This is a genomic window from Photorhabdus africana, assembly GCF_035181445.1.
GTDB lineage: Bacteria > Pseudomonadota > Gammaproteobacteria > Enterobacterales > Enterobacteriaceae > Photorhabdus > Photorhabdus laumondii.
In genome coordinates, this window is the sequence record NZ_JAXBVE010000007.1 from 41,929 (window position 1) to 68,634 (window position 26,706).

The 26,706-nt window shown below is 46.0% G+C and carries 8 protein-coding genes; 7 read left to right on the plus strand and 1 reads right to left on the minus strand.

Going from position 1 to position 26,706, the window contains the following annotated elements:
• Window positions 1-11: 11 nt before the first annotated feature.
• The 7 genes from SLS51_RS05905 to SLS51_RS05935 all read left to right on the plus strand — a co-directional run bounded on the left by SLS51_RS05905 (window position 12) and on the right by SLS51_RS05935 (window position 25,451).
• A complete protein-coding gene (locus SLS51_RS05905; protein ID WP_323836417.1) occupies window positions 12-6,173 on the plus strand; it encodes a non-ribosomal peptide synthetase in 6,162 nt (2,053 codons plus the stop codon).
• Complete coding sequence (locus SLS51_RS05910; RefSeq protein ID WP_323836419.1) at window positions 6,173-17,902, plus strand: non-ribosomal peptide synthetase/type I polyketide synthase; 11,730 nt, start codon at window positions 6,173-6,175, stop codon at window positions 17,900-17,902. Before SLS51_RS05905 ends, SLS51_RS05910 begins: the two co-directional genes overlap by 1 nt.
• Window positions 17,899-18,996 carry a Gfo/Idh/MocA family oxidoreductase gene (locus SLS51_RS05915; protein WP_323836421.1) on the plus strand — a complete coding sequence of 366 codons (1,098 nt, stop codon included), beginning with the start codon at window positions 17,899-17,901 and terminating at the stop codon, window positions 18,994-18,996. The genes SLS51_RS05910 and SLS51_RS05915 overlap by 4 nt, the downstream gene beginning before the upstream one ends.
• Window positions 18,997-19,022: 26 nt before the next feature.
• Window positions 19,023-19,799 carry a thioesterase II family protein gene (locus SLS51_RS05920; protein WP_439126850.1) on the plus strand — a complete coding sequence of 259 codons (777 nt, stop codon included), beginning with the start codon at window positions 19,023-19,025 and terminating at the stop codon, window positions 19,797-19,799.
• A 35-nt stretch (window positions 19,800-19,834) separates the two neighbouring features.
• Window positions 19,835-22,732: a salicylate synthase gene (locus SLS51_RS05925; RefSeq protein WP_439126851.1), complete on the plus strand. Its 2,898-nt coding sequence runs from the start codon at window positions 19,835-19,837 to the stop codon at window positions 22,730-22,732.
• Between the two features lie 192 nt (window positions 22,733-22,924).
• Window positions 22,925-24,091, plus strand: coding sequence for a cupin domain-containing protein (locus tag SLS51_RS05930; protein ID WP_323836426.1), 1,167 nt, complete (start codon window positions 22,925-22,927; stop codon window positions 24,089-24,091).
• 607 nt (window positions 24,092-24,698) lie between these two features.
• On the plus strand, window positions 24,699-25,451 hold the full coding sequence (locus SLS51_RS05935) for a Txp40, insecticidal toxin (previously name A24tox) (RefSeq protein WP_323836428.1): 753 nt from the start codon (window positions 24,699-24,701) through the stop codon (window positions 25,449-25,451).
• A gap of 204 nt (window positions 25,452-25,655) precedes the next feature.
• Here SLS51_RS05935 and SLS51_RS05940 read toward each other — a convergent pair whose 3' ends face one another.
• Complete coding sequence (locus SLS51_RS05940; RefSeq protein ID WP_323836430.1) at window positions 25,656-26,699, minus strand: acyltransferase; 1,044 nt, start codon at window positions 26,697-26,699, stop codon at window positions 25,656-25,658.
• Between the last annotated feature and the right edge of the window lie 7 nt (window positions 26,700-26,706).

Sequence of the window (26,706 nt, forward strand, 5' to 3'; positions counted from 1 at the left end):
AGGATATCTTCATGCACAAGGATTTTGTCTCTCCAGATTCACTGCGTCAGATCATATCTGGCCTGTTTACTCAAAAAAATACACTGGTGGATGATAACGATGATTTAATTCGCAAAGGGCTGGACTCAATGCAAATGATGGCATTGTTAAACCAGTTGAGGCGTCAGGGATATCGCGTCACCCTTCGTGAACTTTATCAAAACCCTACACTGTATGCCTGGAGCCAGCTTCTGCAACGTCATGCGCCTGTTACTCACGCAGCACCTAAGCTTGATGCGGTACAGCCACTGATTGCAGATGCGCGTCCGTTCCCGCTGACCGCAGTACAACATGCGTATTTTGTTGGGCGTTCGCCAGAACAGACATTGGGAGGAGTCGGTTGTCATTTATATCACGAATTTGACGGTATCGGGTTAGAACCTGAACAACTGGAAGCGGCAATTCATAAGTTGATTCAGCGACATCCGATGTTACGAGTGCGGTTTTTGCCCGATGGTCGCCAGCAAGGGATGGCCGATGCTTATTGGAAAAAATTAACGGTTCATGACCTGCGCAGCTTGACAGCAGACGGACAGCAACAAGCGCTGAATAATATACGTGAACAACTAAGCCATCGGGTATTACAGGTTGAACAAGGGGAGACGTTCGATATTCAGCTCAGTCTGTTTGGTGAGAATCAGCACCGGTTGCACGCTAATATTGATTTGCTGATCATGGATGCCGCCAGTTTTAGCCTGTTCTTTACTGAACTGGCGGCATTAATTGTTAAACGCAACCTGCCTGTTATCCCTTCTGACTACGATTTTTGCAGCTATTTGGCGCAATATCAGGCGGAATTTGCGCAGGCTCGACAAGAGGCAGAGATATTCTGGCGTAACAGGTTAGATACCCTTCCCCCTGCCCCGCAACTTCCTCTGGCTAAGGAACCTTCGCTAATAAAAAACGTCCGCATTCAGCGCAGATGTTTCTGCTTGGCTCCCGAACATTGGCAACGTTTTAAACAACGTGCTCAACAAAACAGTGTTACGCCAACGATGGCATTGGTGACCGCATTTGCTGGTTTATTGTGTCGCTGGAATCATGCTCCCCGTCTGTTGTTTAACCTGACATTGTTTGATAGAGCGCCGTTGCATACCGCGGTTGATAGCCTGCTGGCCGACTTTACTAATATTCTGCTATTAGATATTCCCGCTGATAATTTGCCGTTCTGCCAACTCGCTAAAGATGCGCAGGCAACATTTGCGGAAGCTTACGAACACCGTCATTGGTCTGGGGTAGAAGTTTTACGTGAACTTAAAAAACGCGGCGGCCATCCACATGGTGCGCCAATTGTGTTTACCAGCAATTTAGGCCGACCTTTATATGGTGAAAATACTCGTGATGTTCTGGGAAAACCAAGTTGGGGAATATCACAAACCCCTCAAGTATGGCTGGATTTCGTTGCATTTGAACATGAAAACACGCTGAATATTCAGTGGGATAGTAACGATGAACTCTTCCCAGATGGGTTAATGGATACCTTATTTACCGCCTATCAGGGGTTCATTGGAAATCTAACGGAAAACGCCACACAGTGGAGTAAAGAATTACCGGATCTGATGCCTAAATCGCAATACCAGCTTCGGTATCAGATCAATGACACAACTGAACCTTTGCCGGATGCCCTTCTGCATGAAGGTGTGTTTTTGCAGGCAGAACGCACACCAAATATTGTTGCTTTGGTGACTAATAATAAGGAAATCAGTTATGGTGAATTAAGTTTGGCCGCTCGCCGGTTAGCAACCGTGTTGCAAAAAATGTCGGTTATACCGGGAGATCGGGTTGCCATTAGCATGGAAAAAGGCGTCGGGCAAATTGTTGCGGTATTGGCGATACTTTATATCGGCGGCGTTTATGTGCCAGTTCCTGTTGATCAGCCAGTAAACCGACGTCGTGCTATCTGCGAAAGTGCTGGAATTCGTGTCGTTATCATTGATCCTGAACAGCACATTGATCTTGAAAAACAAGGTGATAACTGGTCACAAGATGTGCACGGTGTTTCCTGGCATCAGAATGAGCAATGGCCGCCTTTGGCAAACATGGCTAAGCGTGCGGTTACTGATCCGGCTTATATCATCTATACCTCTGGTTCAACCGGTATGCCAAAGGGAGTGGTTATCAGCCACCAAAATGCGCTCAATACCTGTTTGGATATTAATCGCCGTCATCAGGTCCAAAGTAGCGACCGGTTATTGGCACTCTCTGCCCTACATTTCGACCTCTCCGTTTATGACATTTTCGGTATTCTCACCGCGGGAGGTGCGCTGGTATTAATTGGTGAAGCGCAACGTCGTGACCCATCAACTTGGGAAATGCTGATCACGCGTCATCATGTGACGTTGTGGAATAGTGTGCCTGCACTGTTCGATATGTTACTGACCTATTGCGAAGGCATGGAGGTCGATGCGCCGAAAGCACTTCGTACTGTGATGCTGTCCGGGGACTGGATCGGCTTGTCACTGCCTAAACGTTACCGCGCCTTCAATCCTGATGGTGTTTTGAGTGCAATGGGGGGTGCAACAGAAGCGGCTATTTGGTCAAACGAATATATCGTCAAAGAAGTTGAAGCACAGTGGCGTTCCATTCCGTATGGCTATCCTTTAGCTAACCAGCGTTACCGTGTCGTAGGTGAAGATGGCCGTGATTGTCCTGACTGGGTTGTCGGTGAGCTTTGGATTGGTGGTGCCGGTGTCGCATTAGGCTACTTTAATGATGAAGAACGCACTTCCGCTCAATTTGTTGTCGATCAAGGGGAACGTTGGTACCGCACCGGTGATCTAGGTTGTTACCATCCTGAGGGCTGGCTTGAATTTCTGGGACGTCGTGATAGTCAGGTAAAAATTGGTGGTTACCGAATTGAGTTGGGAGAAATTGATGCTGCCCTTAATCAGGTAATTGGAATCAGTAAAGGGGTGGCACTCGCCAGTGGTGAAAAAGAGAAGTCGCTAGTGGCGTTCCTTGAATTGGAAGGTGATTCTTTATGCCAACGGGTAAATCGTGCGCCTCAGTTACCTGCTGGCTATCGTGATCTGTTCCCCGCAGTGCAGGCAATAACCGTAGATAACAGTGAACCTCAAGTTGCCATGTTCCTGCTGGAACATCTATCTCGTCACGGTATTACCTTTACTTCACCGCAGTCACTGACAGATTGCTTGAAACACTATCAGCCCCAACTGGAATACCATAACTGGTTTGCCCGTATGTTGGCATATCTTTGCCAATGTAAGGTACTGGTTGAATCTACACCGTATATATATCAGGTCGGATGGTTACCCGCTACATCCAATGATCAGGCGATAGGTATCCCGGAACGTTGGCACACTGTGTTACGCGATGTTCTTACCGGGCAACAGACGGCGGTTGCATTACTTGACGATCCGCAATTCGCACCGGAACAACAATTGTTTGTGTTGCCAGAAACCCAGCAGTGGTTGGCAGGGTTGCAACAGGTCATCACTGCCCTCTCTCAGCGATTACAACGCCCCGTGACTTTGATGGAGTTTGATGCTCGCAGCGGTCGCTGTGCGCAGTGGTTAGCAGAGCATATTACTGATCAGCACCTCTGTTATCTCGGCTTTGAACGTTCTCAGGCACTGGTCAATCAGGCGCAAACACGGTTAAGCGGTTATGCTCATGCATCAGTACAATATTGGTCTAAAGTGCAAGGCTGGTCTAAACATAAACAAAGTTGGCCTGAACAAGTTCCTGAATCTCTGCAACATCAGGCTGATATTATTCTGCTGAATAACGTATTACACCGAGAAGAAGATCCCGCATGTTGTGTCAAGGAATTGGTACCCCTTGCTCAACCTGGCGCGTTGATATTGGCAATGGAGTTGCAACAGGCATCGTCTCTTTCCCTGATTACGACTGAATTGCTTTCACCTCAAGGTATTCAATTACGCTCTGCGTCACAGTGGTTATCGCTATTATCACGACTATTCCCATTACAGGCCGAAGCCCCAATTACCATCGGTAACCTTAGTGTTCTACTGATGCAAGCAAGTGACAGCGTCACTATCCCTGATCGGGAAAAAATTAAGGCTGTCCTGGCACAACATCTGCCGGGATATATGATCCCACAGCGCTTGCATATCATTCCTCGCCTGCCACTGACACCTAACGGCAAAATTGATCGTAAGGCGCTATCGCAAGAACTACCGTCCGCGACAAAAACAGAGACAGCACCACGCCAGAATGAAATGGCTTTGTTGAATGCGGTGGAACAAACCGTTGCTGGCATTTGGCAACGCTTGCTCAATACAGAACAACTGGGCCGTGACAGCGACTTTTTCCAACTTGGCGGTGATAGTCTTCTGGCTACACGTTTGGTTGGTGAACTGACACAACAAGGCTTCAAAGGTGAACTCGGTCATCTTTTCCGTAACCCGCAATTGGCTGCATTTGCGGCGACACTGGTTCCTCTGGCTGAAACTTCATCAACAGCGTGCGCTCTGCCGAAAGAGCAAAATGAGTACCAGCCTTTCCCACTCACGGAAGTTCAGCAGGCTTATTTGGTCGGACGCCATCCGGGTTTCGCTTTAAGTGGTGTTGGCGCGCATTTCTTTATTGAATACCAGATAGAGCAGTTAGATGTTCAACGTTTAAATCGGGTGTTAAATCGTCTGATTCAGCGTCATCCCATGCTGAGAACCGTGGTTGTCAATGGGCAGCAACAGGTATTAGAAAATGTCCCGCTGTTCTCCGTCAAACAACATCAATTCACCAATATTACGCAGGCAGATACATTACGTGAACAGCTTTCGCATCAAGTATTAGATGCCAGTAGCTGGCCAGTGTTCGATTTTCAGCTTGCGCAAGACGATGGGATTGTCTCCCGGTTATTTGTCAGTCTGGATAATCTGCTATTAGACGGGTTGAGCATGCAGATATTGCTGGCCGAATTAGAACAGCTTTATCTCGACGAGCTGCATGAATTGCCACCATTGAAAGTCACATTCCGGGATTGTGTACTACGCCAGCAACAGGCACCAGCACATCAGCGTTCGCTGCAATATTGGCAGGAGCAAGTGAAAACATTACCACTGGCACCACAATTGCCACTGCGTATTGCCCCGGAAAAGGTTCAATCGCCACGTTTTGTGCGCTATAGCGATCGGCTATCTGCATATGAATGGAGCCAGTTGAAACAACATGCAGCTCCTTATCAAATAACGCCTTCCGCGCTATTAATTGCGGCTTATGCAGCGGTTCTTTCTGCGTTCAGTACGAGGTCAGAACTGACACTCAACCTTACTCTGTTCGATCGTCCGCACTGGCATGAAGATATTAATCATATTCTGGGTGATTTCACTTCACTGTCATTACTGGCTTGGCACCCGGAGAAAAATTGGTTATCAAGTGCCCGTAGATTGCAACAACAGTTATGGCAGGATCTAGATCACCGTCACATTTCAGCAATTAGAGTGATGCGTGAATTGGCACAGAGCCGTAGCCCCGATGCGGCCATTATGCCGGTCGTTTTCACCAGTGCATTGGGAACACACCAAGGGCAATTCCTTTCGCATTCATCGTGGATGAAACCCGTTTGGGGTATTTCCCAAACGCCACAAATCTGGTTGGATCACCAGGTTTATGAATCTGATAACGAACTTTGTCTAAACTGGGATGCTGTCGAAGAATTGTTTGAACCGCGTCAGTTGCAAAACATGTTTAACAGTTACATGACGCTGTTGCGTGCCCTTGCGGCACAGCCAGAAAGCTGGCATGCAGCACTGGAACAACTGGTGCCGCGCCAGCAATCCGTGATGGTTGAAAATACGGCTGTTGCCATTGTGTCATCACTGCGTTCGGAGGGATTAGACCCTCAAATATGCAGTGAAATTCAACACCTGTTCTTGTCCATAACAGATCATCCTATTAACGCACAACAAAACTTTTTTGAGGCAGGAGCCAGCTCGCTACAGCTAATTCAATTGCATAGCAAATTACAACATGCGGGTTTTCATCATCTTGCCGTGACTGATTTATTTGCTTATCCAACACCAGAGACGCTCAGTTTGCGCTGCCGGAAGGATTCCCACGACGGAAATCGCCTGTCGATTACCCCTCGTCAGCGTCAACAACAGAAGCGTCTGCAACAACGGGAAAAACGTCATAAAGGAGCTGCATAATGACTGATTTAACGCCTCACTACGATAATTGCGATCCTATCGCAGTGATTGGCCTTGCCTGCCGTTTTCCGCAGGCACCAGATAGCGATACTTTCTGGCATAACCTGCAACACGGAGTTGAGTGTACTGTTCCACTCGCCCGTCAAACATTATTAGATGCAGGTATTCCTCCTGAAGTCATTGAGAGTGAAAATTTTGTCAATCGGGCAGCGATATTAGAGAAGGCGGAACAATTTGACGCCTCGTTGTTTGGTTATTCACGTCAGGAAGCGGAGATGCTCGATCCTCAACAGCGTCTTTTTCTCCAGACCGCTTGGCATGCTCTTGAACATGCCGGTTATGCACCACGTCATGTCCCGTTGAAAACCGGGGTTTTTGGTAGTAGCCGGGTCAGTACTTGGCCTTCATGGTCACAATTTTCCATGACCGATGTTGGCAAAGTTAAAGGGCTTCAAGCGTTAATCAGTAACGACAAAGATTATCTTGCGACACGTACCGCTTATAAATTAAACCTAAAAGGCCCAGCATTGACGGTACAAACAGCGTGTTCAAGTTCACTGGTTGCTGTGCATATGGCTTGTGAAAACCTGCGTGCCGGTGAGTGTGACATGGCGTTGGCTGGTGGTGTGGCAGTTTCTTTCCCGCAAGAAAGTGGTTACTTGTATCAGCCGGGAATGATCTTCTCGCCTGATGGGCATTGCCGCCCCTTTGATAGCCAGGCAAATGGCACTTATGGAGGCAATGGCGTTGGTGTTGTCACACTAAAACGCCTGAATGATGCTCTGCGCGATAGTGATCCCATCATGGCTGTGCTACGTGGCAGTGCAATTAATAATGACGGTAATGAGAAAGTTGGCTTTACCGCCCCTTCGGTCAACGGTCAGCGCAACGTTATTATCGAAGCACTCCAACTGGCCGATGTCAGCATTGATGATGTTGGTATGATTGAAGCACACGGTACAGGAACGCCTCTTGGCGATCCGATAGAAGTTGATGCGCTACGCAGCATATTTTCTGATCGTAGTGTGGCGGTACCGCCTTGTTATCTTGGCTCAGTGAAAAGCAATATGGGCCATCTTGATACGGCCGCCGGCATTGCTAGCTTGATTAAAGCGGTTCTGTCTGTTTGGCATGGCTATATTCCACCGACGATCAATGTTCAGCAACCCAACCCGGCTTTACGGTTGGAACAAAGTCCATTCAGGCTGGCAACACAAGGGCAACGCTGGACACAAGCATTACGTACCGCAGGCGTCTCTTCGTTTGGTATTGGTGGTACTAACTGTCATGTCGTCGTGCAATCATTGCCGGAAGAATTACGTCGTCACCGTGTCCATCATGCGCAGACTTCACCTTTATTGCTCTCTGCTAATTCTGAATTTTCATTACGTCAATTGGCCCAACGTTATGCGGCTGCACTCAATGGTGCACCAGAGCATCATGCAGATCTGGCCTGGACCGCATTACAGGGACGTGATTTTTCATTACCCTGGCGTTTAGCGTTGGCTCTAACGCCACAGAGTGCTGCAAATTTATCCGCTTTTGCTAACAAGAAACCAACACAAAATGTTTTCAGTGGGCAAATCAATAGCGAAAGTAAGCAACTTTGGCAATTTAGCGGTCAGGGTTGTCAATGGTCTGGCATGGGAAAAGCAATGTATGCCAGCTCTTCTGTTTTTTCCGCTATGTTGGATCGTTGCTGCGCAGCCTGTGCATCAGAGTTGGCATTGCCATTAAAAGCAGTCATGTTCGGAGAGCATGATGCCGCATTAGCCACCACTGAATACGCACAACCGGCAATTGTGGCGCATCAAATTGCATTGGCGGCACATTGGCAGGCACTTGGATTAACGCCTGATTATGTATTGGGGCACTCTGTTGGCGAATTTGCCGCTGCCGTTGTTGCCGGGATTCTCACACCTGAACAGGTGATGCCGCTCGTTGCGGTACGAGGCAAACTGATGCAAAGCTGCTCCCAAGGGGGCGCAATGCTGGCGGTTTTTGCCAATGAAGAAGAAGTACTTCCGTTCGTTCATTCGCTGGCATTAGATTTGGCGGTTTGCAATGGCCCACAACACTGGGTTTGGGCCGGTACAGAGACGGAAATTGCTACTTTGGCACAACATCTGGAGCAACAGCAGATTCGTTGCCAACGTCTTAACGTTGCCTGTGCCGCACATTCAGCCATGCTTGATGGCGTACTGGAGGCATTTTCTCTGCATTGTAGCCAGTTGCAACCTGCATTGGGGGAAATTCCGCTGATTTCTACCCTGACAGCTAATATTGCAACGGCTGAACAATTGGCTTCACCGGACTACTGGCGTAACCATATGCGTCAGACCGTACGCTATTACCCGGCGGTTGAATTTGCCCGCCAGCAAGGGGTGGCATTATTTATGGAGATGGGCGCTGATGCACAATTAACCGGCATCGGGCGGCGTGTCAGTCTGCCACAGGAAACCTGGATTGCTGGCGTACAGCGTCAAAGCTCTCCAGAGACAGCTCAGCAAACGGCGCTTATGCAACTTTACTGTGCTGGTGTGCATCTTGATTGGCCGCATCTTTTCTCGCTTACTGGGGAAAAATGTCATGCTCCGCTCTATCCATTTGATGAGCAACATTATCGCTTCCCTGCAACCAAATCTGTGCAGTCTACAACCAATATCAACGCTGGACTGGATGTAAATGCTCTGCTCGATCCTGCCATTGAGCAAAACCCCGATGCTGCAACACTACGCGAGTTGTATACCGATGCATTGATATATCAATGTCATGGGCGTGATACTGAACAAGGTTTCAGTGCTATCGACACTATTCGGGCTGGCCGTCTGCAACCTTGTTGGCGCCCTTTGTTGGAACAATTGCTAATTTATTGCGTCCAGCAAGGTTATTACCGGGAAGTTTCTGGGCCAACAGCAAGTAAAATGTATCGTCCTGATCGTCCCTTGCCATATGCCAAACGCAGATTATTAGAGGCACGTTTACTCACTGTTTTCCCGGCTTTGATTTATGCGGGTGAACGTCTATTCGCCCTGTTAAGCGATCGTTGTGATCTACCGCGTCAGTTTGTATCAACACAAGCTGCGACCAACTCATGGCTTCCCGCACCACAACCGTGTCCCGACACCCACTATGCCCTACACTGGCGTACAATAAACATCGCAGATAACCCAAGATCTTCAACGGTATATACTCTCCGCTCCTCAACTGCGAATGACGAGATAGTTAATCATTGGCGTCAGGCGGGGATTCATTTACAGCCAGAAAGCGAAAATATCTTATTACTGCTTACCGGCAGTGATGTACTTGAATTATGCGATCAGGTTATTACCGAATTAAAACGTGATGAAGCAACATCATTAACTGTTGTCACCTGTGGCGCTCAACCGGAAACCACCTTATCACCAGAGAATATCAATCCAGCTCAATATGCTGTCTGGGCATTGTTACGTGTCGCAGTTGAAGAATATCCCCATCGTCGTATTCAAGCGATTGATATTGCTGACATCAACGATGCTGACACTTTGTCATTAGCGCTTGGATATTTGAGTGAACATAGCCGTTGGCTGAGAATACGTGGCAATCAAGTCTCGGTGCCGGTTTTACAACGTCAATCCTTGCTGCTTTCTCAACAGTCGATGTCGATTCCCCATCAGGGATGGCATATCGTGACTGGGGGAATGGGAGGAATTGGTCAGATTTCCATCCGTTGGTTGTTGGCTCAAGGTGCACGTAGAATTGCGGTATTTGCCCGCCGTCAACATGCGGATTGGGACACTTTTGTTCAAGCGTTATCACTGAATACTGAATGTGAAATACGCTGGATTAAAGTTGATGTTACTGATACGCCAGCTTTGTTAAATGCAGTGCAGACGCTGGCACAAGCGGATGGTATCGCCGGGGCAATTCATGCGGCGGGTATTGCTGATCACACCCGGTTGGCAGAACTTGAACCTCAACGTCTGTCACAAATGCTATCGGTAAAAGCCCTGAGTGCATCGGCATTGCAAATTGCTCTTAAGCAACATAATGCACACTATCTGTTGCTTCATTCTTCTGCCGCATCAATGTTAGGTGCTCAAGGGCAAGGTGCTTATGCCGTTGCCAATGCTTATCTGGAATCCTTGGCGCTGACAGCACCGAGTCCGTTGATGGTAAAAACATTGGTTTGGGGTGTTTGGGGGGGCGTTGGTATGGCCCGCGATCGGCGATTAGTGGAAAAATTGGCACAAGATGGCATGTTACCGTTCAGCGTCAATGAAGGTATCTGGCATTTTAATCAATCTCTGCGCAGTGCATCTCCCTGTTATCTGGCAATACGGTTAGATGAGCATCACCCTGATATTTCGCGGCGTTTACAGGCTGATACTGACCATCGCCACCCAGTGGCAACCCTTTCTCCTTCGCATTCGGTCGATAACACGCTGTATCAGGACAGTGAAGAACGGCTTAATTGGTTGCGTCAACGTATCGCTACATTGCTTCGGTTAGAACAGCCTGAACGTTTGGAATCGCAACAGGACTTACTACAATTTGGTTTAGATTCCCTATTGTTTCTGGAGCTAAATGCGGTGATCCACCAGCAATTTGGTTTCAGATTAACGGCCGAATTGGCTTATCAGAATATGACTTTAGAGGGGCTTAATCGGCTTATTGCCGACGCGTTACCTGAACAACCAGTAGCCTGTTCTCAGCCTGAGATCATTATTGATAACGCCCAACGTCACGCTCCATTCCCGTTGACGCCCATTCAGCACGCTTACTGGATTGGTCGTACTCAGGCCATTGATTTCGGTGGTGTCGCGTGTCACGTCTTATTTGAATGGGATCTGAATCTGGGTAGTTTTGATATTCCGCGTTTTGAGAAGGCATGGAATGCTTTAATTCAGCGTCATGGCATGTTGCGCATGGTAGTGGATGAAGACGGACAACAAAGAATTCTGCCTGAAACCCCTTGGTATGTGTTATCACAAGATGATTTGCGTATGCTGGATGAAACAGCTTGCCAACAGGCGCTGGTTCAGCGTCGTCATACGCTTTCTTACCAGGTTCCGCCAGCAGAACAGTGGCCCCTGTTTGAAGTTTCTGTTTCTCTGCTACCGAATGCACGCTGTCGCCTACATATGAATCTGGATCTGTTGCAGTTTGATGTACAGAGTTTCCGAATCATGATGGACGACTTGCAACGCACTTACCACCAGCAACCACTGATCCCACAGGTGTTTACTTTCCGTGACTATGTGATGGCGGAACAAGCTCAACGGGCAAGTAAAGAGTGGCAGGCATCATGGGCATACTGGCAGGAACAATTACCTTCGTTGCCTCCGGCACCAAGATTGCCACTGAACCTACAATTGCCTCAGCGTAGTCAGCCACAATTCACAACTTATGAAGGTCGATTAGCACAATCTGATTGGCAAATGCTTAAACAACGCTGGCAACAATGGGGAGTGACTCCTTCTGCCGGTCTGCTGACACTGTTTGCTCATACTCTGGAATGGTATAGCCGTCATCCGCTGTTTACTCTCAACTTGACATTCTTTAACCGGCAACCTTTCCATCCAGAGGTTCAAGATCTGATTGGTGATTTTACCTCAGTGATGTTGATGGATTTTGACTTACGTAAGGCAACTTCCCTGCGTGCCAGCATGGAGAAAACACAAGCTTTGCTGTGGCAACGGCTGAGCCATAACTATGTCAATGGTGTTGAGGTGTTGCGAGAACTTGGCCGCCAACAAAATGGTGAATCACAAAGCAGACAACCGCTGACGCCGGTGGTTTTCACCAGCATGTTAGGAATGGCGCAAGAAGGCGTCGCCATCAAACAATCCATCACTCAGTTACTGGGTGATCCAGTCTTTGTTCTGAGTCAAACCCCACAAGTCTGGCTGGATCATCAAGTCATGGAAGTAGATGGTGATCTACTGTTTAACTGGTATTGCATGGATGATGTATTGGCACCGGGAGTTATTGAGGCACTGTTTGCTGCTTATAACGCGCTGTTAGTGCAAATTTGCCGTCGGCCTGACCACATAGAACATTATGATCTTCATATCCCCCCTTCCGGTCATGCACGTTATGATTTCTGGCCGCAACAACCTGAATTACGTCAGGCTGAACAATATTTGCGTGCCAAACCTGAAATCCGGTTGGCAGAAATTCAGCCACGTCAGGACGACACGCAAGGTTATAACTTATGGCTGGTGGCAGAAAATAATTTGCCATTACAGTTACCAGAACTACAGGCGATAAACACCGATGTGTTACCGCTGCCTGAGTTAACTGAACAACAAGCATTTGAGCGCTCCTGGCAACACATTGAGCAGCAAGCGTTATTTGGTCTGAGCCAGACATTACTGCGTCATAATCTGTTCACTTATCCTCAGCAATGCCACTCTCGCACAGAGATTGAACAACGTTTACAACTTGCGCCGCAGTATCAGCGTCTTCTTACCCAATGGCTGACGTTATTAAGCAACCAAGGATTGATTGAAAAAACCGCTGATGGATACCGTTGTTTGCAACCGCTTAATCGTGTTCCTGCTCCTACGGCAAAACTGGACGATGCAGTGTGGTGTCAAACGATTAGCCGCTATATCGCGACATGTATCGAGCAACATGATGCCCTGCTTGCCGGGCGAGGTAATGCGTTGGAACTGCTGTTTGCTGATAAACAGATCACGGCCAGCCTCTATAGTGAGAATCCAGCGTTACGATGCCTGAATCAAACAGCCGCTGAAATTGTCCGGCAATTGAGTCAGGTATCTGAGCATTTCACTGTACTGGAAGTCGGTGCAGGAACCGGTGCAACCTCAGCGAAGGTGCTTGAACACAATGCACAATCGCTTGAACGCTATCACTTTACCGATATTTCTCCGCTATTTCTGGATGATGCCCGCCAGTTGCTTAATCACTATGGCGAAACCGTAAAATTTGCGCTGTTCGATATTAATCAGCGTATTGATTTTAGTCAGCATCCTGAATCCGGTTATGACCTGATTTTGGCGGTTAACGTGTTACATGATGCAACCCATCTGCGAAACACCTTGCAACGATTGTCGCGGTTACTGAAAACCGGTGGATGGTTGCTGATTATTGAATCGACTAAACGCGAAAGTGCGATGCAACTCGCCAGTGTTGGTTTTATTGAAGGCATTAATGCCTGGAGTGATGATCGCGGCGATAGTGCATTGATGGCGCTTGCGGACTGGCGTAAGTGCTTGGAGAAATCCGGTTATCGGATTTCATTGGAATGGCCGGGGCAAGATGGGCCAGAACTGCATCAACAACTGATTCTGGCGCGGGCTGAACGGCAAGCACGGCTCAATGTCAGTGAAATAGCGGCACAATTTTCCACTTTGCCTTATTCATTGCATGTTCAACAGCAAGAACAATTACCATTGCTCGTGACCGCTGAAGAGCGCGTGGCACAATCGTCAATCACGGAAACTGTACAACCGGAAACCGCGGATAACCAATTCCATGATATAGAACAACAGGTAATCGCGCTCTGGTGTTCACTGCTTCCTCAGCCAATACAGCGCCACAGTGACTTTTTCCAAAGTGGCGGTGACAGCTTAATTGCTACCCGCATGGTGGTGCAATTGCGTCGTCAAGGTTACGAACAGGCAAATCTGCAACAGCTTTTTGAACACCCTAAGTTGAGTGAGTTTTGCCGTACTTTGCGGACAATTGAAACAGTTGAAACAACACCCGCTACACAGGCTATTCCACTTGAGGCTAAGCCAGCATCGGAGCAGACGCTTCCACTTACAGCGTTGCAATATGCCTATTGGTTAGGCGAAAGCCAACTATTCCAATTTGGTAACGGTATTGCGCATTTCTACGCTGAACTGGCTATTAACGATCTTGATCTGCCACGTTTCACGGCGGCTTGGAACCTTGTGGTAAACCACCATGCGCAATTACGTGGTTATGTGAAGGATGGGCAATATCATATTCTGTCGGAAGTGCCCTGCTATACCCCGACGGTAATTGACTGTCGTAACATGATGCCCGCTCAACGTGAGACAAAACTCGCTGATGCCCGCGATATCCTGCGCACTAAAGGCGTTCCTAGCGATAACTGGCCGCTGTTTGATTTGACACTATATCGTACTGATGACCGGACACACTTATTACATTTGACTATCGACCTACTGGTTGCTGATGGCAAAAGTCTGACGTTAATCCTACGCGATTTGCAACGCGGATATCAGGAACCTAACTGGCAGCCAGAACCACTGGCAGCGACTATTAGTGACTATATTCAAGCACTGGAAGATGAGAAAACGGGGGACGCTTGGCAACAAAGCCGGCAATACTGGCTTAATCGCTTACCTTATCTGCCTGATGCTCCGGTGTTACCGTTAAAAGATCATCAATCACAAGAACTTAATCAACAATGTCTGACGGGATATATCAGTCCGCAACAATGGCAGCGTTTGCAACAACGTGCAGCAGAATACCGAGCGTCACCATCACAGGTTATGCTGACGTTATTCACCCATATTCTGGCGGTATGGAGCAACAGCGAGCATTTCACCATCAATGTTCTGCATGGCAACCGACTGTTAATGTCACAACATTGCGATACGCTGGTCGGAAATCTGTCCACTACATCATTGTTGGAAGTGGATTTACGCAATAGCACAGGATTCAGTGACGCGGTAAGTCGGATACAGAAACAGTGGTTAGCTGATCTGCAACAGGCTTTATTTGACGGACAATTGGTACTCAGAGAGAAAAATCAGCACCGTTACAATCTAAACGCCGGTATGCCGATTGTGTTCAACGATACAACCGGTACTGCGGGTCAAGGGCCATCAGGATTGGGAACGCTGAATCTTTTTGGTGCGCAAACACCGCATGTTTATCTCGACTGCATGCTGATTTCCGGTTCAGAGGGTGGCGTTATCATCCAGTGGGCAATTTTGCCGCAATTGTTCCAGCCACAAGTTGCAGAAAACATGTTTGCTCACTATCAGGCTAGTGTCGCCGCCCTGCTTGAACCCGATTACCAATGGAACGCTCCACTTCCAGAGTGGCTCCCGGCAAATGATCGGATTTTGTGCCAAAACAGTAATGCAACAAAGAATGTGTTTCCGCCCCATACGCTCTGTTCATTAATTGAACAGGCGGTAAACCGCTACCCACAACGTACCGCTGTAGTCGATGCTTATCGTCAAATTGATTACCGCACTTTGTGGTCACAAAGCCTAGCGCTGGCCGCACATTTACAAGCGCAAGAAAATCAGCATTCGTCTCTGATTGGCGTCGTGATGGAAAAAGGTTGGGAACAGATTGTCGCGGTTATAGCGATTTTATTGGCGGGACGGGCTTATTTACCTATTGATGCCAGCTACCCGCAACAGCGCATCGATCAGCTATTGGTATCAGGGGAAGTTGATACTGTATTGACTCAACCTAAGTTTGCTCAACAGATGAGTTGGCCTGATGGTCTACAGATTATCTCTTTGGATGAACTATTACTTAACCGCTTGCCGAAAAATACCGGTGAACAGCGTTTGTCTGCCCATATTGAGGACTTGGCTTATGTGATTTTCACATCAGGTTCTACCGGCAAACCGAAAGGTGTGATGATAGATCATCAAGGTGCGGTTAATACCATTCTTGATATTAACCAACGCATTGCTCTCAATGAACACGATAGCGTACTGGCAATCTCAGAATTGACATTCGATCTTTCAGTTTATGATCTGTTCGGTACGTTAAGTTGTGGGGCAAAACTGGTTATTCCTGCTCTTGGTGACAGCCGACAACCTGACAAGCTATTGACGTGGTTACAACAAGAATCAGTCACAGTTTGGAACTCTGTTCCAGCATTCGTGCAACTGCTTGAGGAATACGCCAGAGATTATCCACATTCCCTGAATAGCTTGCGTTGGGTATTGATGAGCGGTGATTGGATACCGACCAGTTTGCCGGAAAGATTATCTGCCCTCCACCCTGCGTTGAATCTTCTCAGTTTGGGCGGTGCGACCGAAGCATCAATTTGGTCTATTGCCTATCCTATTGCTCAGGTTGATCCAAACTGGTGCAGCATTCCATACGGAAAACCACTGGCTAATCAGACTTTCTATGTACTCAATGCAACGCTTTCACCCTGCCCAGTATGGGTAACGGGGGAACTCTATATTGGTGGACAAGGGTTAGCGCTAGGCTACTGGGATGGTTTGGAAAAAACCGCCCAAGCCTTTATTACTCATCCTCAAACCGGTGAACGGTTATACCGCACTGGTGACTTAGGTCGCTGGCGGCCAGACGGTAATATTGAGTTTCTGGGGCGCAATGATCACCAGATTAAAATTCGTGGCTATCGGATTGAGCTAGGCGAGATCGAATACCGCTTATGCGAGCACCCGGATATACAACAAGCGTTAGCGTTTGCACATACTACGTCAACCGGTGCATTGCAACTTGTCGCGGGTTTGCGTCTGTCTGATGAAGCTCCGCTATCTACAGAACTTTTACCGGTTCTGCCTCATTGGTTGCAACAGACCTTGCCCGTTTGGATGTGTCCACAGCGATTTATCATTCTTGATGCGATCCCTGTATCTGACAACGGCAAAATTGACAGACGCGCATTGGCTACCTTGGTTGAGGAGGCAGCACAGGAAGTCAATCTTGCATCGTCGGTTGCTCTGAGTGTGACAGCACAAGCTGTGTTGAACCTTTGGCAATCAGTATTGGAACAACAAGCTATCAGTGCGCATGAAAGTTTCTTTACGCTAGGTGGAGACTCTCTGGCGGCGGTACGATTAATGGTGAAAATCAATCAGACGTTTAACCGTCAATATCCGCTCAGTCTGCTACAAACTTACGATACCGTACACTCTTTGGCTGAATTTATTGAACATCAGCCAGAAAACCCTTACCAAGGGGTGATATTGAACCAGGGAAATGTTGAGCAACCGGCCCTGTTTATCGTCCATCCTATTGGTGGGCATCTGTTGGGATATCGCCATTTGGCAGCCAATTTCGGCGACCAACGTATGATTGGGTTGGCATTTTCGCCAGATAATTTAACGACAAATACCCCTTCCGTGGCGGCGTTGGCGGCTGACTATATCAGTCAAATCCGTGCCTTCCAGCCGCAAGGACCTTATGCTTTGGCAGGATGGTCTTTCGGTGGATTGGTAGCCTATGAAATGGCTCATCAATTACGAGCGATGGGTGAACGTGTTTCTCAATGCATCCTAATTGACAGCTTTGCGCCAAATGTGCGGAGCGATTTGACGCTGAATGAAACATTTTGTCATCGTCATTTCCTACTTGATTTGCAGGGGCAATTCCCCGGTCTAACTCTGGATGATCATGTTATCGCTGCTGATACAGAGACTTTCCTTAATACGTTGCACGCTGCTTTGCCACAATCTGCACAGATTGATAGCTCGCTGACCGCACTTTATGACGTGTGGCGCCATAACTTAAATGCGTTGCTTGACTACTGTCCACCGCAGACTTCACAGCCTTTCTGGCTTATTCGGGCAGCACAGGCACTACCTGATTTTATGGATTATCTCGATCCAACCACCATCGCCTCAATCGATCTTGGCTGGCAGGCTTTTGGGCCAGTCCATGTGACACAACTTGCGGGCGATCATTACACCTTGTTCCAACATCAACATGTTGGCTCACTGGTTACCTGTATGAAAGATATCTTGAATTCAGTATCAACCACTAATCTTGTTAAGGAGAACATATGATAAAGCCACGGCGGGTTCTGATTGTCGGTTCGAAATTTGGCGAATTGTATCTTAATGCGTTCTTACAACCTCAGTCTGGTCTGGAATTAGCCGGTATTTTGGCACAGGGCAGCGCTCGTTCGCAGCAACTTGCCTGTGATTTTAATGTGCCCCTATTCCGCTCACTGGATGAACTACCAGACGATATTGATATTGCCTGCGTGGTGATACGAGCGGAGGTTATTGGCGGTAAAGGCGATCAGCTCACTCAAGCACTTTTGGCGCGTGGAATTTCTGTCATTCAGGAACACCCACTTGATGCCGAAGCCATTAAAAGACATCAATTAACCGCCAACAAACATAATGCGATGTTTTGGGTAAATAGCTTTTATGGCCAATGCCATGCTGGAAGAAGTTGGTTATACGCGGCGCGGCAAATCACTCACTTATCACAGCAGTGTCCGGTAAGTGGTTATTTGACAACCAGTCGCCAATTGCTATTTTCCGCGCTCGATCTGTTATTACAGGCATGTCACTGTCCAGAACAGATGGAGATAGTCTATGTGGGTCAGCGAAGCAGTGCATTTCATTGCTTTGAACTTAGCTTCGCCGGGACAACAGTAACATTAAACGTGCAATCCTATCTGGACCCGAGAGATCCCGATATGCACAATCTGGTGATGCATAAAATGACGCTGATCTGGCCTGTCGGTTATCTTACGCAGGAAGCCAGTTACGGGCCGGTCATCTGGACACCCGTCCTTCATGCACCTGATCATCTGAATAGCGAACAAAGCCTCTACCTGCATGCCAGTCAGCCGGATGATAACTATCTGTACCAAGCAACATCACAAATTCTTTGTCCGGCAACCAAAAACTGGATGACAGCATTTGAATGTGATGGGGCTAAAGGTGTGGCATTTCTGCTCAATACCTTGGGTTCTGTCTTGAACGGTGCCCCCTGTCCACCTGCTTTTGCTTACGATTACCAACTGCGGTTAGCAGGTTTATGGCAACGAATTTTGCGCATTATGGGAGAGCCTGTTACTCAGGATTTATCGTCCCCTATTTGGATTGAGCCAGCAAAATTGATGTTAACTAAGGAAGAATGTTGATGACGTGGGCACTCCCTACACACCCGATGATTCGTCCTTGCCTGACGGCTCACGACAAACCCAAATATACGCTGTTAATCTGCCCCTTTGCCGGGGGCAGTACCAGTGCATTCCGCCACTGGTCTACACTGGAAAGTTCAGATATAGCGGTTTCACTGGTGATTTACCCCGGACGAGACAGCCGTATGACGGAAAAGGCGGCTACCAGTATTGTGCCATTGGCGCAATCACTTTCTGACCTGATGGTGTCATTCACCCCCGCACAGAGAGAGAACCTGATACTTGTCGGTCACAGTATGGGGGCTCAAGTTGCTTTTGAAACTTGCCAACGCCTTGAGCAACAAAATTGTTCACCCAAGGCACTGGTGCTTTCGGGGTGCCATGCACCTCATCTTCAATCCCGCCGCCAACTTAGCGGATTACCTGATCATGAATTTATTGAACAATTGATTGATATCGGCGGTTGTAGCCCGATTTTGCGAGAAGATCCTGGCTTGCTTGCGCTGTTCTTGCCGATGCTACGGGCTGATTTTCTTGCCACGGAGCACTATCACCGGTTCATTCAGGCTGACGCGGTAAAACTGCAAACACCAACATTGCTGCTTTATGGCAGTGAAGATAAAGAGGCTTCCGCGGTAGAAGTTCAGCAGTGGCAGCAATGGCTTGCAGACGGAGAACAACACCGTTCATATCGCCACAAGGAGATTGTAGGCGACCATTTTTATATTACTCAAGAACCTGAGAATTTTATTCGTCACATTACACAATTTATACAATATGTCTATTTACAGGAGTTCGCATAATGGCACCTTTTTCTATTCCTGGGAAAACACTTACTATGACGCCAGATTACCTTTGGAATGGCAAAACGCTGGACCAACAACTTGCCGGATGGTCTGGTATTTGGGGCGATAAAACAGCGCTGATCTATCAAGAACAACAACTAACTTACCGTGAATTGCACCAATCCGCAGAGAGATTGGCCAGCGGACTATTTCGTCGTGGGATCCGTCGTGGGGATAACGTTATGGTACAACTGCCTAACCGTATCTCCTTTGTCGTTACCTGTTTTGCTCTGTTTAGGTTAGGCGCTCATCCGGTGTTATTAATGCCGACACAGCGGACTCATGATGTTCATGCCCTTTGCCAGATTGCACGTCCGGTTGCTTACATTATCCCTGATTGCTTCCATGATTTTGACTACCGAAAAATGGCACGAGAAATTGCGTCATCTTGCCCTGATCTAAAACACATTATTGTTGATGGAGAAGCGGAAGAATTTACCGCATTGGCATCCATTGATGATGAACCGGTAAATATTCCCGGCCCAAGTTATGGTGATATTGCCGTATTGCTGCTTTCGGGCGGAACAACCGGTACACCGAAACTCATTCCCCGTACTCACGATGCTTATACCTATGATTTTGTGCTGTCAGCCCGTCTGTGTACGGTAAATACAGAAAGTGTTTATCTAGCCGTATTGCCTGTGGCACATAACTTCACCCTAGGAAGCCCCGGTATTTTGGGTACCCTTTCTCAGGGCGGAAGTGTCCTTCTGAGTGATACCGCCAGTTTTGATGAGGCCATGCCGCTAATCGAGCAACACAAAGTAACCCATCTGGCATTAGTACCGGCCTTGGCTCGGCTCTGGGAACAGGCCCGCGACTGGGAACAAAGCGATCTTTCATCTCTACACTGTTTGCAAGTGGGTGGTGGCAGGTTGACCCCAGAACTGGCGGAACAAGTAATAGCACGCCTTGGGCCTTTGCAGCAGGTGTTTGGTACAGCGGAAGGATTACTCTGTTATACCCGATTGGATGATCCCCACGAGGTCATCATTAACACCCAAGGACGTCCGTTATCAGAAGAAGATGAGATCAAAATTGTTGATGCCAATTTACAACCTGTGACACCCGGTGAGGTAGGAGAACTGATTACACGTGGCCCCTACACCATTACGGGATATTACCGTGCAGAGCTGCATAATACCGTGGCTTTCACCACCGATGGGTTCTATCGTACCGGCGATCTGGTTCGTATGACCTCAGATGGCAATCTGATCGTTGAGGGCAGAATTAAAGAGCAGGTTAACCGCAGTGGTGAGAAAATTTCGACCCAAGAAGTTGAGACCTTGCTGTTGCAACACCCTGACATTGATGATGCCGTTGTCATTTCTGTGCCGGATGAACTGTTGGGTGAACGAACCTGCGCCTGTTTACCTAACAACGGCAATCAACCGGAACCGGTGCAGATAGCGGCATTTCTACAACAGAAAGGGGTTCAGCGTCATAAAATTCCTGACCAATGGTTGTTTGTCCCATATTGGCCACTCACCACCGTGGGAAAAATTGATAAACGCCGCTTGGTACAGATGGCACAAGCAGAACATGGCCGCCCAATGCAGCAATATCATGAACAAACTGTTGTTATTACCAGCACTCCGTTAGATTTGATCACACATTTGCTTTCAGAAGACGATGCACAACCTTATATGCTCTATGAAATAAAAGATGAATGGTCACTGGGGATAGGCTGTGCAGCAACCATTAGTGCAGATGCATCTGGACAATTGATTGATCCACAAGGTAATCGTCATCGATACGATATCAGCACATTAAGCCAAAAACTTGAACAGGCGCTCAGTGCTCTTCCTATTCAGGACTGGCGGGCCTATGGAAGAACGTTATTTGAATTCTCCCATATGACATATGGGTTGCCATTAGCACAACAAAACGAAGCGTTAATAAAAATCACTATTCCACAGCATGAATTACGCATAACTCAAGGACAGGTTCTGATACGCACTCTTGAAGAGAGTCAACTCGCCATATTGAGGGAAAAAATCAGACAGGCTGATCAATTAGGTACACCTGTTTTCCCGTGGGCAAAAGATAGGGAAATTATCAGTACATCAGACGCGGCGAAATGTTATCAGGATAACGTCGCCAATGCAGTTAAGGACATTGCCTCGGGCCACTACCAAAAAGTGATCCTGTCACGTCGGGTTGAACTTGGCGCGGATATTGACATGCCACACAGTTACTGGTTAGGCCGCCAAGCTAACACCCCTGCTCGCTCCTTCTTCTTACGTGATGAAGATTTCTCTGTTTATGGTTTTAGCCCGGAAACCGTAGTTGAAGCGGATGGTTCAGGCTGGGTTAGCACGCAACCATTAGCGGGTACCAGAGCATTGACACATGATAAAGATCAGGATCAACGATTGAGAGCAGATTTGCTTTCTGACCCGAAGGAGATCTCCGAACATGCTGTTTCGGCTAAATTGGCATTAGAGGAATTGGCACCGATTTGTCAGGCCGACACACTTTGTGTATCAGAGTTTATGGCGATTCGTGAACGAGGTTCAGTACAACATTTGGCATCACGGGTAAAAGGATTACTACAAACAGACAAAAATCGTTGGGATGCGTTCATCGCCCTATTCCCGGCAGTAACCGCTTCGGGGATACCGAAAAAACCTTCTTTACAAGCAATTTCACGTTATGAAGGTGAACCACGCCGGCTTTATAGTGGTTGTGTCATGTTATTAGATAGTTCAGGTAAACTGGATGCAGCGCTGATATTACGTTCTCTCTATCAGTATCAAGGGCGCTGTTGGCTCCAGGCTGGCGCAGGATTGGTCAGAGATTCAAAACCAGCAAGAGAATGGCAGGAAACTTGTGAAAAACTTGACTGCATTATGAAATACGTTCGCCCTTGCTCTGGCAAAAAAGAGTAAATGAAGTAATAACACTTCCGGGAAAACCAGAGTTGTCTCTGGTTTTCCCTAGACGATTAATTTTCTACTATGCTTAATCAGTCACCTCTAATTTTTCCTTCTGTGACAACCAGTAACTTAAAAAAACCAAACAAATAGATATCAGCTTGCAACTATTCTTGCTGGTACCCATTGTACTTGGAGGCAATAAATATGTTTTCTCGTCGTGATATCTTGAAGGCATCTGCAATTGGCGCGGCGGCTGCTAGCATGGGTGGTATGATTAAAGCGGCTGTTGCTGATGAACAGCACAATACGGTTGCCGCTGGTAATAGTAAACCATCCACAAATGCTAAAAGTTTGTATAAATATAAATTCACCGATAGTAAAAAACGGGTATTGGAAAATGGATGGGCACGGGAAGCTACGGTGGAACAATTCCCGATATCTGAAGGGATTGCGGGTGTTGATATGATGCTTGAACCGGGTGGCGTGCGTGAACTCCATTGGCATGCTGTTGCCGCTGAATGGGCATATATGCTTGAAGGGCATGCACGTATTACCATTATTGATCCAGAGGGCAGAAGTGAAGTAGCTGATTTTGGTCCCGGTGATGTATGGTATTTTCCCAAAGGTCATGGTCATTCCATTCAGGCGCTTGAAGATGGCGCGCATTTTATTCTGACTTTTGATAACGGACACTTCTCAGAATTTGGCACTTTCAGCATCACTGATTGGATAACGCATATGCCGAAAGAGGTGCTTGAGAAAAGTGTCAACATGCCAGCATCTGTTTTTTCTAAAATCAAACAGGGTGAAGCTTACATCGTCGGTGGCGCTATCCCGCCAAAACTTCCCCTACCCGCTGACGACGGCGGATTGAACGATGCCCCACTCACCCACCGTTATGAACTTTTGAAGAACAAACCCTTCTTCGAGAACGACGCAGGGAGTGTTTACCGAGCATCATCGAAGGAATTTCCCATTTCTACAACGATCACCGGCCTCATCGAGACCATCAAACCTGGCGCTATACGTGAACTCCATTGGCACCCTAATGCCAACGAGTGGCAATACTACATTTCAGGTAAAGGACGTATGACCGTGTTTAGTTCCCACGGACACGCCCAAACCGCAAAATATGGGCCGACCGACGTTGGTTATGTGCCTCTGGGATTTGGTCACTATATTGAAAATATTGGTAATGATGATCTTCAAGTACTGATTGTGCTAGATAACGGTATCTACCAAGATATTTCACTTTCTGATTGGTTAGCTAAAGCGCCGTCTTATCTGCTTGCGGATAACTTCAATAATAATCCCTCCGATTGGGTGGATCGTCCTAAGGATAAGCTAGTTATATCGCGCCGTAGGACTTGAGATATTACACCTTGTGGTGTATTGAAAACCCATATGACCTTGTATACCAGAAATAGCCTCGTTTACACGAGGCTTTATTTAACAGCTTTAAAAATAATCGAAAACCCCTTTTTTATCGGTGATTAGGTCAGCCAAGGGTTAAAAGAATAAACTGCTTATTCCCTGTCATATTTAATGATTATTTTACACTTATACAACCTGCTTCGACCATTTAAAAACGTTTTGTTAACATCAAGTTATCCTATTCTCCAAGTTTGTTTGGCTTTAGTGCCTTCTTTTTTTCTTTCGCTCATTCTATTATTTGTTTAACTAATATTAACATGATGATTTAAATGGAAAAAATCAACAAAAAAGGGTAAAAGCAAAGCTTGCTAATGATTCTTATGTAATGTAATTTTACATTGAAATTAACGATTAAAAAGACAGAAAAAACCCTATATTTAAAACTGCAATTTATATTAGTAGTGATAAATTTCGGGGTTTTCTGGCAGAAGATTCATAGTTCAATAAACACCAACATAATGGAGAAATATAATGGATATAAAATCGGCAACAGCTTCTAGTCTATAAGAATAAAGAGACTGCTGAGAGAATTTATCAAGAATATATGTCTAATCTTTCATCTGCACTATTAGGTGAAAATGGTGATCAAATTTCTAAAGATATGGCAAATGGTTTTTATAAGAATGAACTGGATTTTGAAGGTCAATATCCTCAAAACATTTGGAATGTTCCTGAGCTTGAAAATAAACCATTGAGTGCTTATTCAGATGACGATAAATTATTAGCACTATATTTTTTCTTTGTACAGGAAATTCCACTGGAGGAAAATCAACAATCAAATGCCGCAAGATTTTTTAAATTAATTGATTTCTTATTTACCTTATCTGCTGTAACTTCACTGGGAAGGAGGATTTTTTCAAAAAACTTTTACAATGGATTAGAGTCTAAATCATTAGAGAATTATATTGAGAGAAAAAAGTTTCCTAAACCTTTCTTTCGACCACCACAGAGATTACCCGATGGCAGAATAGGTTATTTAGCTGGACCAACAGAACCGCCTAAATGGAGAGTGAGTTTTAAAGAACTTAAAAATAACAAATCCAGGAATGGATTTACTAATATGGAAGGGGCTGCAAAACAAAAGTATAGCTCGTTTATAAAAGAGGTACAAAAGGGTAACGATCCACTGACAGCCGCAAAAAGTATTGGTACAGCAAGCGGCAGTAACCTGGAAAAATTGCCGAATAATTTATATAGTGTGAGGCTAAGCCAAAAAGACAGGGTAACCTTCACTCAAAATAATACTGACAATACAATGACGGTTCATAGTGTTGGAACTCATTATAAAAATATATGATGAGTGATTTCTGGTTTCGATTGACAGAGCATTTTTAAGCTCTCATTTTCTCAACAGGAGTCTCATAAGGCGTTTTACTTTTCAAGCCACTGTGTGGTCTGTGATAATTGTAAAACGCCTTCCTTTCGCCAATACACTTTTCTGCCAAAAAGATATTACTGGAAGAAACCGGCTCTCCTTGCCAATAACTCCCTGTCCATAACGTTAGATGGTTATAATTTTTGATGTTATTTTTGATTTCCGCAACAAAACGCATAATATATATGATAGGATAAAAGCCAGCAAAGAATAGGCTATTATGTAAACATATATATTTATGTAATTAAATTTTCTTAATAAGAAATTATGGATAAACTCGTTATGTATTTCAATAACAAAAATATTGTGAACAAGATATATTCCTAGTATATTCTTGCTAATGTCATCTATTAAGAATGGTATTTCTCTGATATTCAAATTAACCAAGAATAAAAACAGGCACACCGAAGAAACCTGAAGGAATACATTATAAAACTTGCCATAAAAAAAGGCCATCCCTGTTCTGGATGAAATGATTGATAAAGATATCAATGATATAATAAAAAGTACCAGAAGCATTATGTGTTTACAGGAAAAAGTTTTTATTTGAGGTTTCGTTAGCCCTAAATATCCACCTATCAAGAAACTAATCAAACCCTCAACTTGGAACGGAAGCAACATATTGAATGGGATTAGGGAAAAAGAGAATTTGTAATCTGTTAGTTCATTCAGCAATGTAAGATTAGAAATCATAAGCATTATGACAAGTATTTTCATAATCCCCTTTGCATTTTTTTCGTTAAATGTGTTACGCATTAGTGGTGTTAATATATAGAGAGAGACAATTGCAAATATAAACCATAAATGGGTAGCATCTGATGTGGTTCTGCTAACATTAACATAATTTAAAAAGTTAACAGTAGGCACTGTTGTAAATTTGCTGATAAAATATGTGTCATACAGATAATAAAAGATAAGCCAAAACAACAATACAGCTAATATCCCTTTGGCTTTATTAATGATGTAATCCACCTGTTTTTCATGCTTGTTATTTAGTAAGAAATAGCCACTGCACATAAAAAACAACGAGACCCCTAACTGACCAATTTGCCTAAAAAAATACAAAACCACGTCATTATCATTGCGCAACAGGAAAAATAAAGTAACGTGAGAAATTACAACGAAAAATATAGAAACGATCTTTAATAAATCTATGGTTAATATTCTCATTCTTTGT

What these genes read in the sequence shown, in the direction of transcription:
- SLS51_RS05940 (WP_323836430.1), bottom strand. Translation starts at nt 26,699, where the DNA reads ATGAGAATATTAACCATAGATTTATTAAAGATCGTTTCTATATTTTTC.
- SLS51_RS05905 (WP_323836417.1), top strand. Translation starts at nt 12, where the DNA reads ATGCACAAGGATTTTGTCTCTCCAGATTCACTGCGTCAGATCATATCT.
- SLS51_RS05920 (WP_439126850.1), top strand. Translation starts at nt 19,023, where the DNA reads ATGATTCGTCCTTGCCTGACGGCTCACGACAAACCCAAATATACGCTG.
- SLS51_RS05915 (WP_323836421.1), top strand. Translation starts at nt 17,899, where the DNA reads ATGATAAAGCCACGGCGGGTTCTGATTGTCGGTTCGAAATTTGGCGAA.
- SLS51_RS05910 (WP_323836419.1), top strand. Translation starts at nt 6,173, where the DNA reads ATGACTGATTTAACGCCTCACTACGATAATTGCGATCCTATCGCAGTG.
- SLS51_RS05925 (WP_439126851.1), top strand. Translation starts at nt 19,835, where the DNA reads ATGACGCCAGATTACCTTTGGAATGGCAAAACGCTGGACCAACAACTT.
- SLS51_RS05935 (WP_323836428.1), top strand. Translation starts at nt 24,699, where the DNA reads ATGTCTAATCTTTCATCTGCACTATTAGGTGAAAATGGTGATCAAATT.
- SLS51_RS05930 (WP_323836426.1), top strand. Translation starts at nt 22,925, where the DNA reads ATGTTTTCTCGTCGTGATATCTTGAAGGCATCTGCAATTGGCGCGGCG.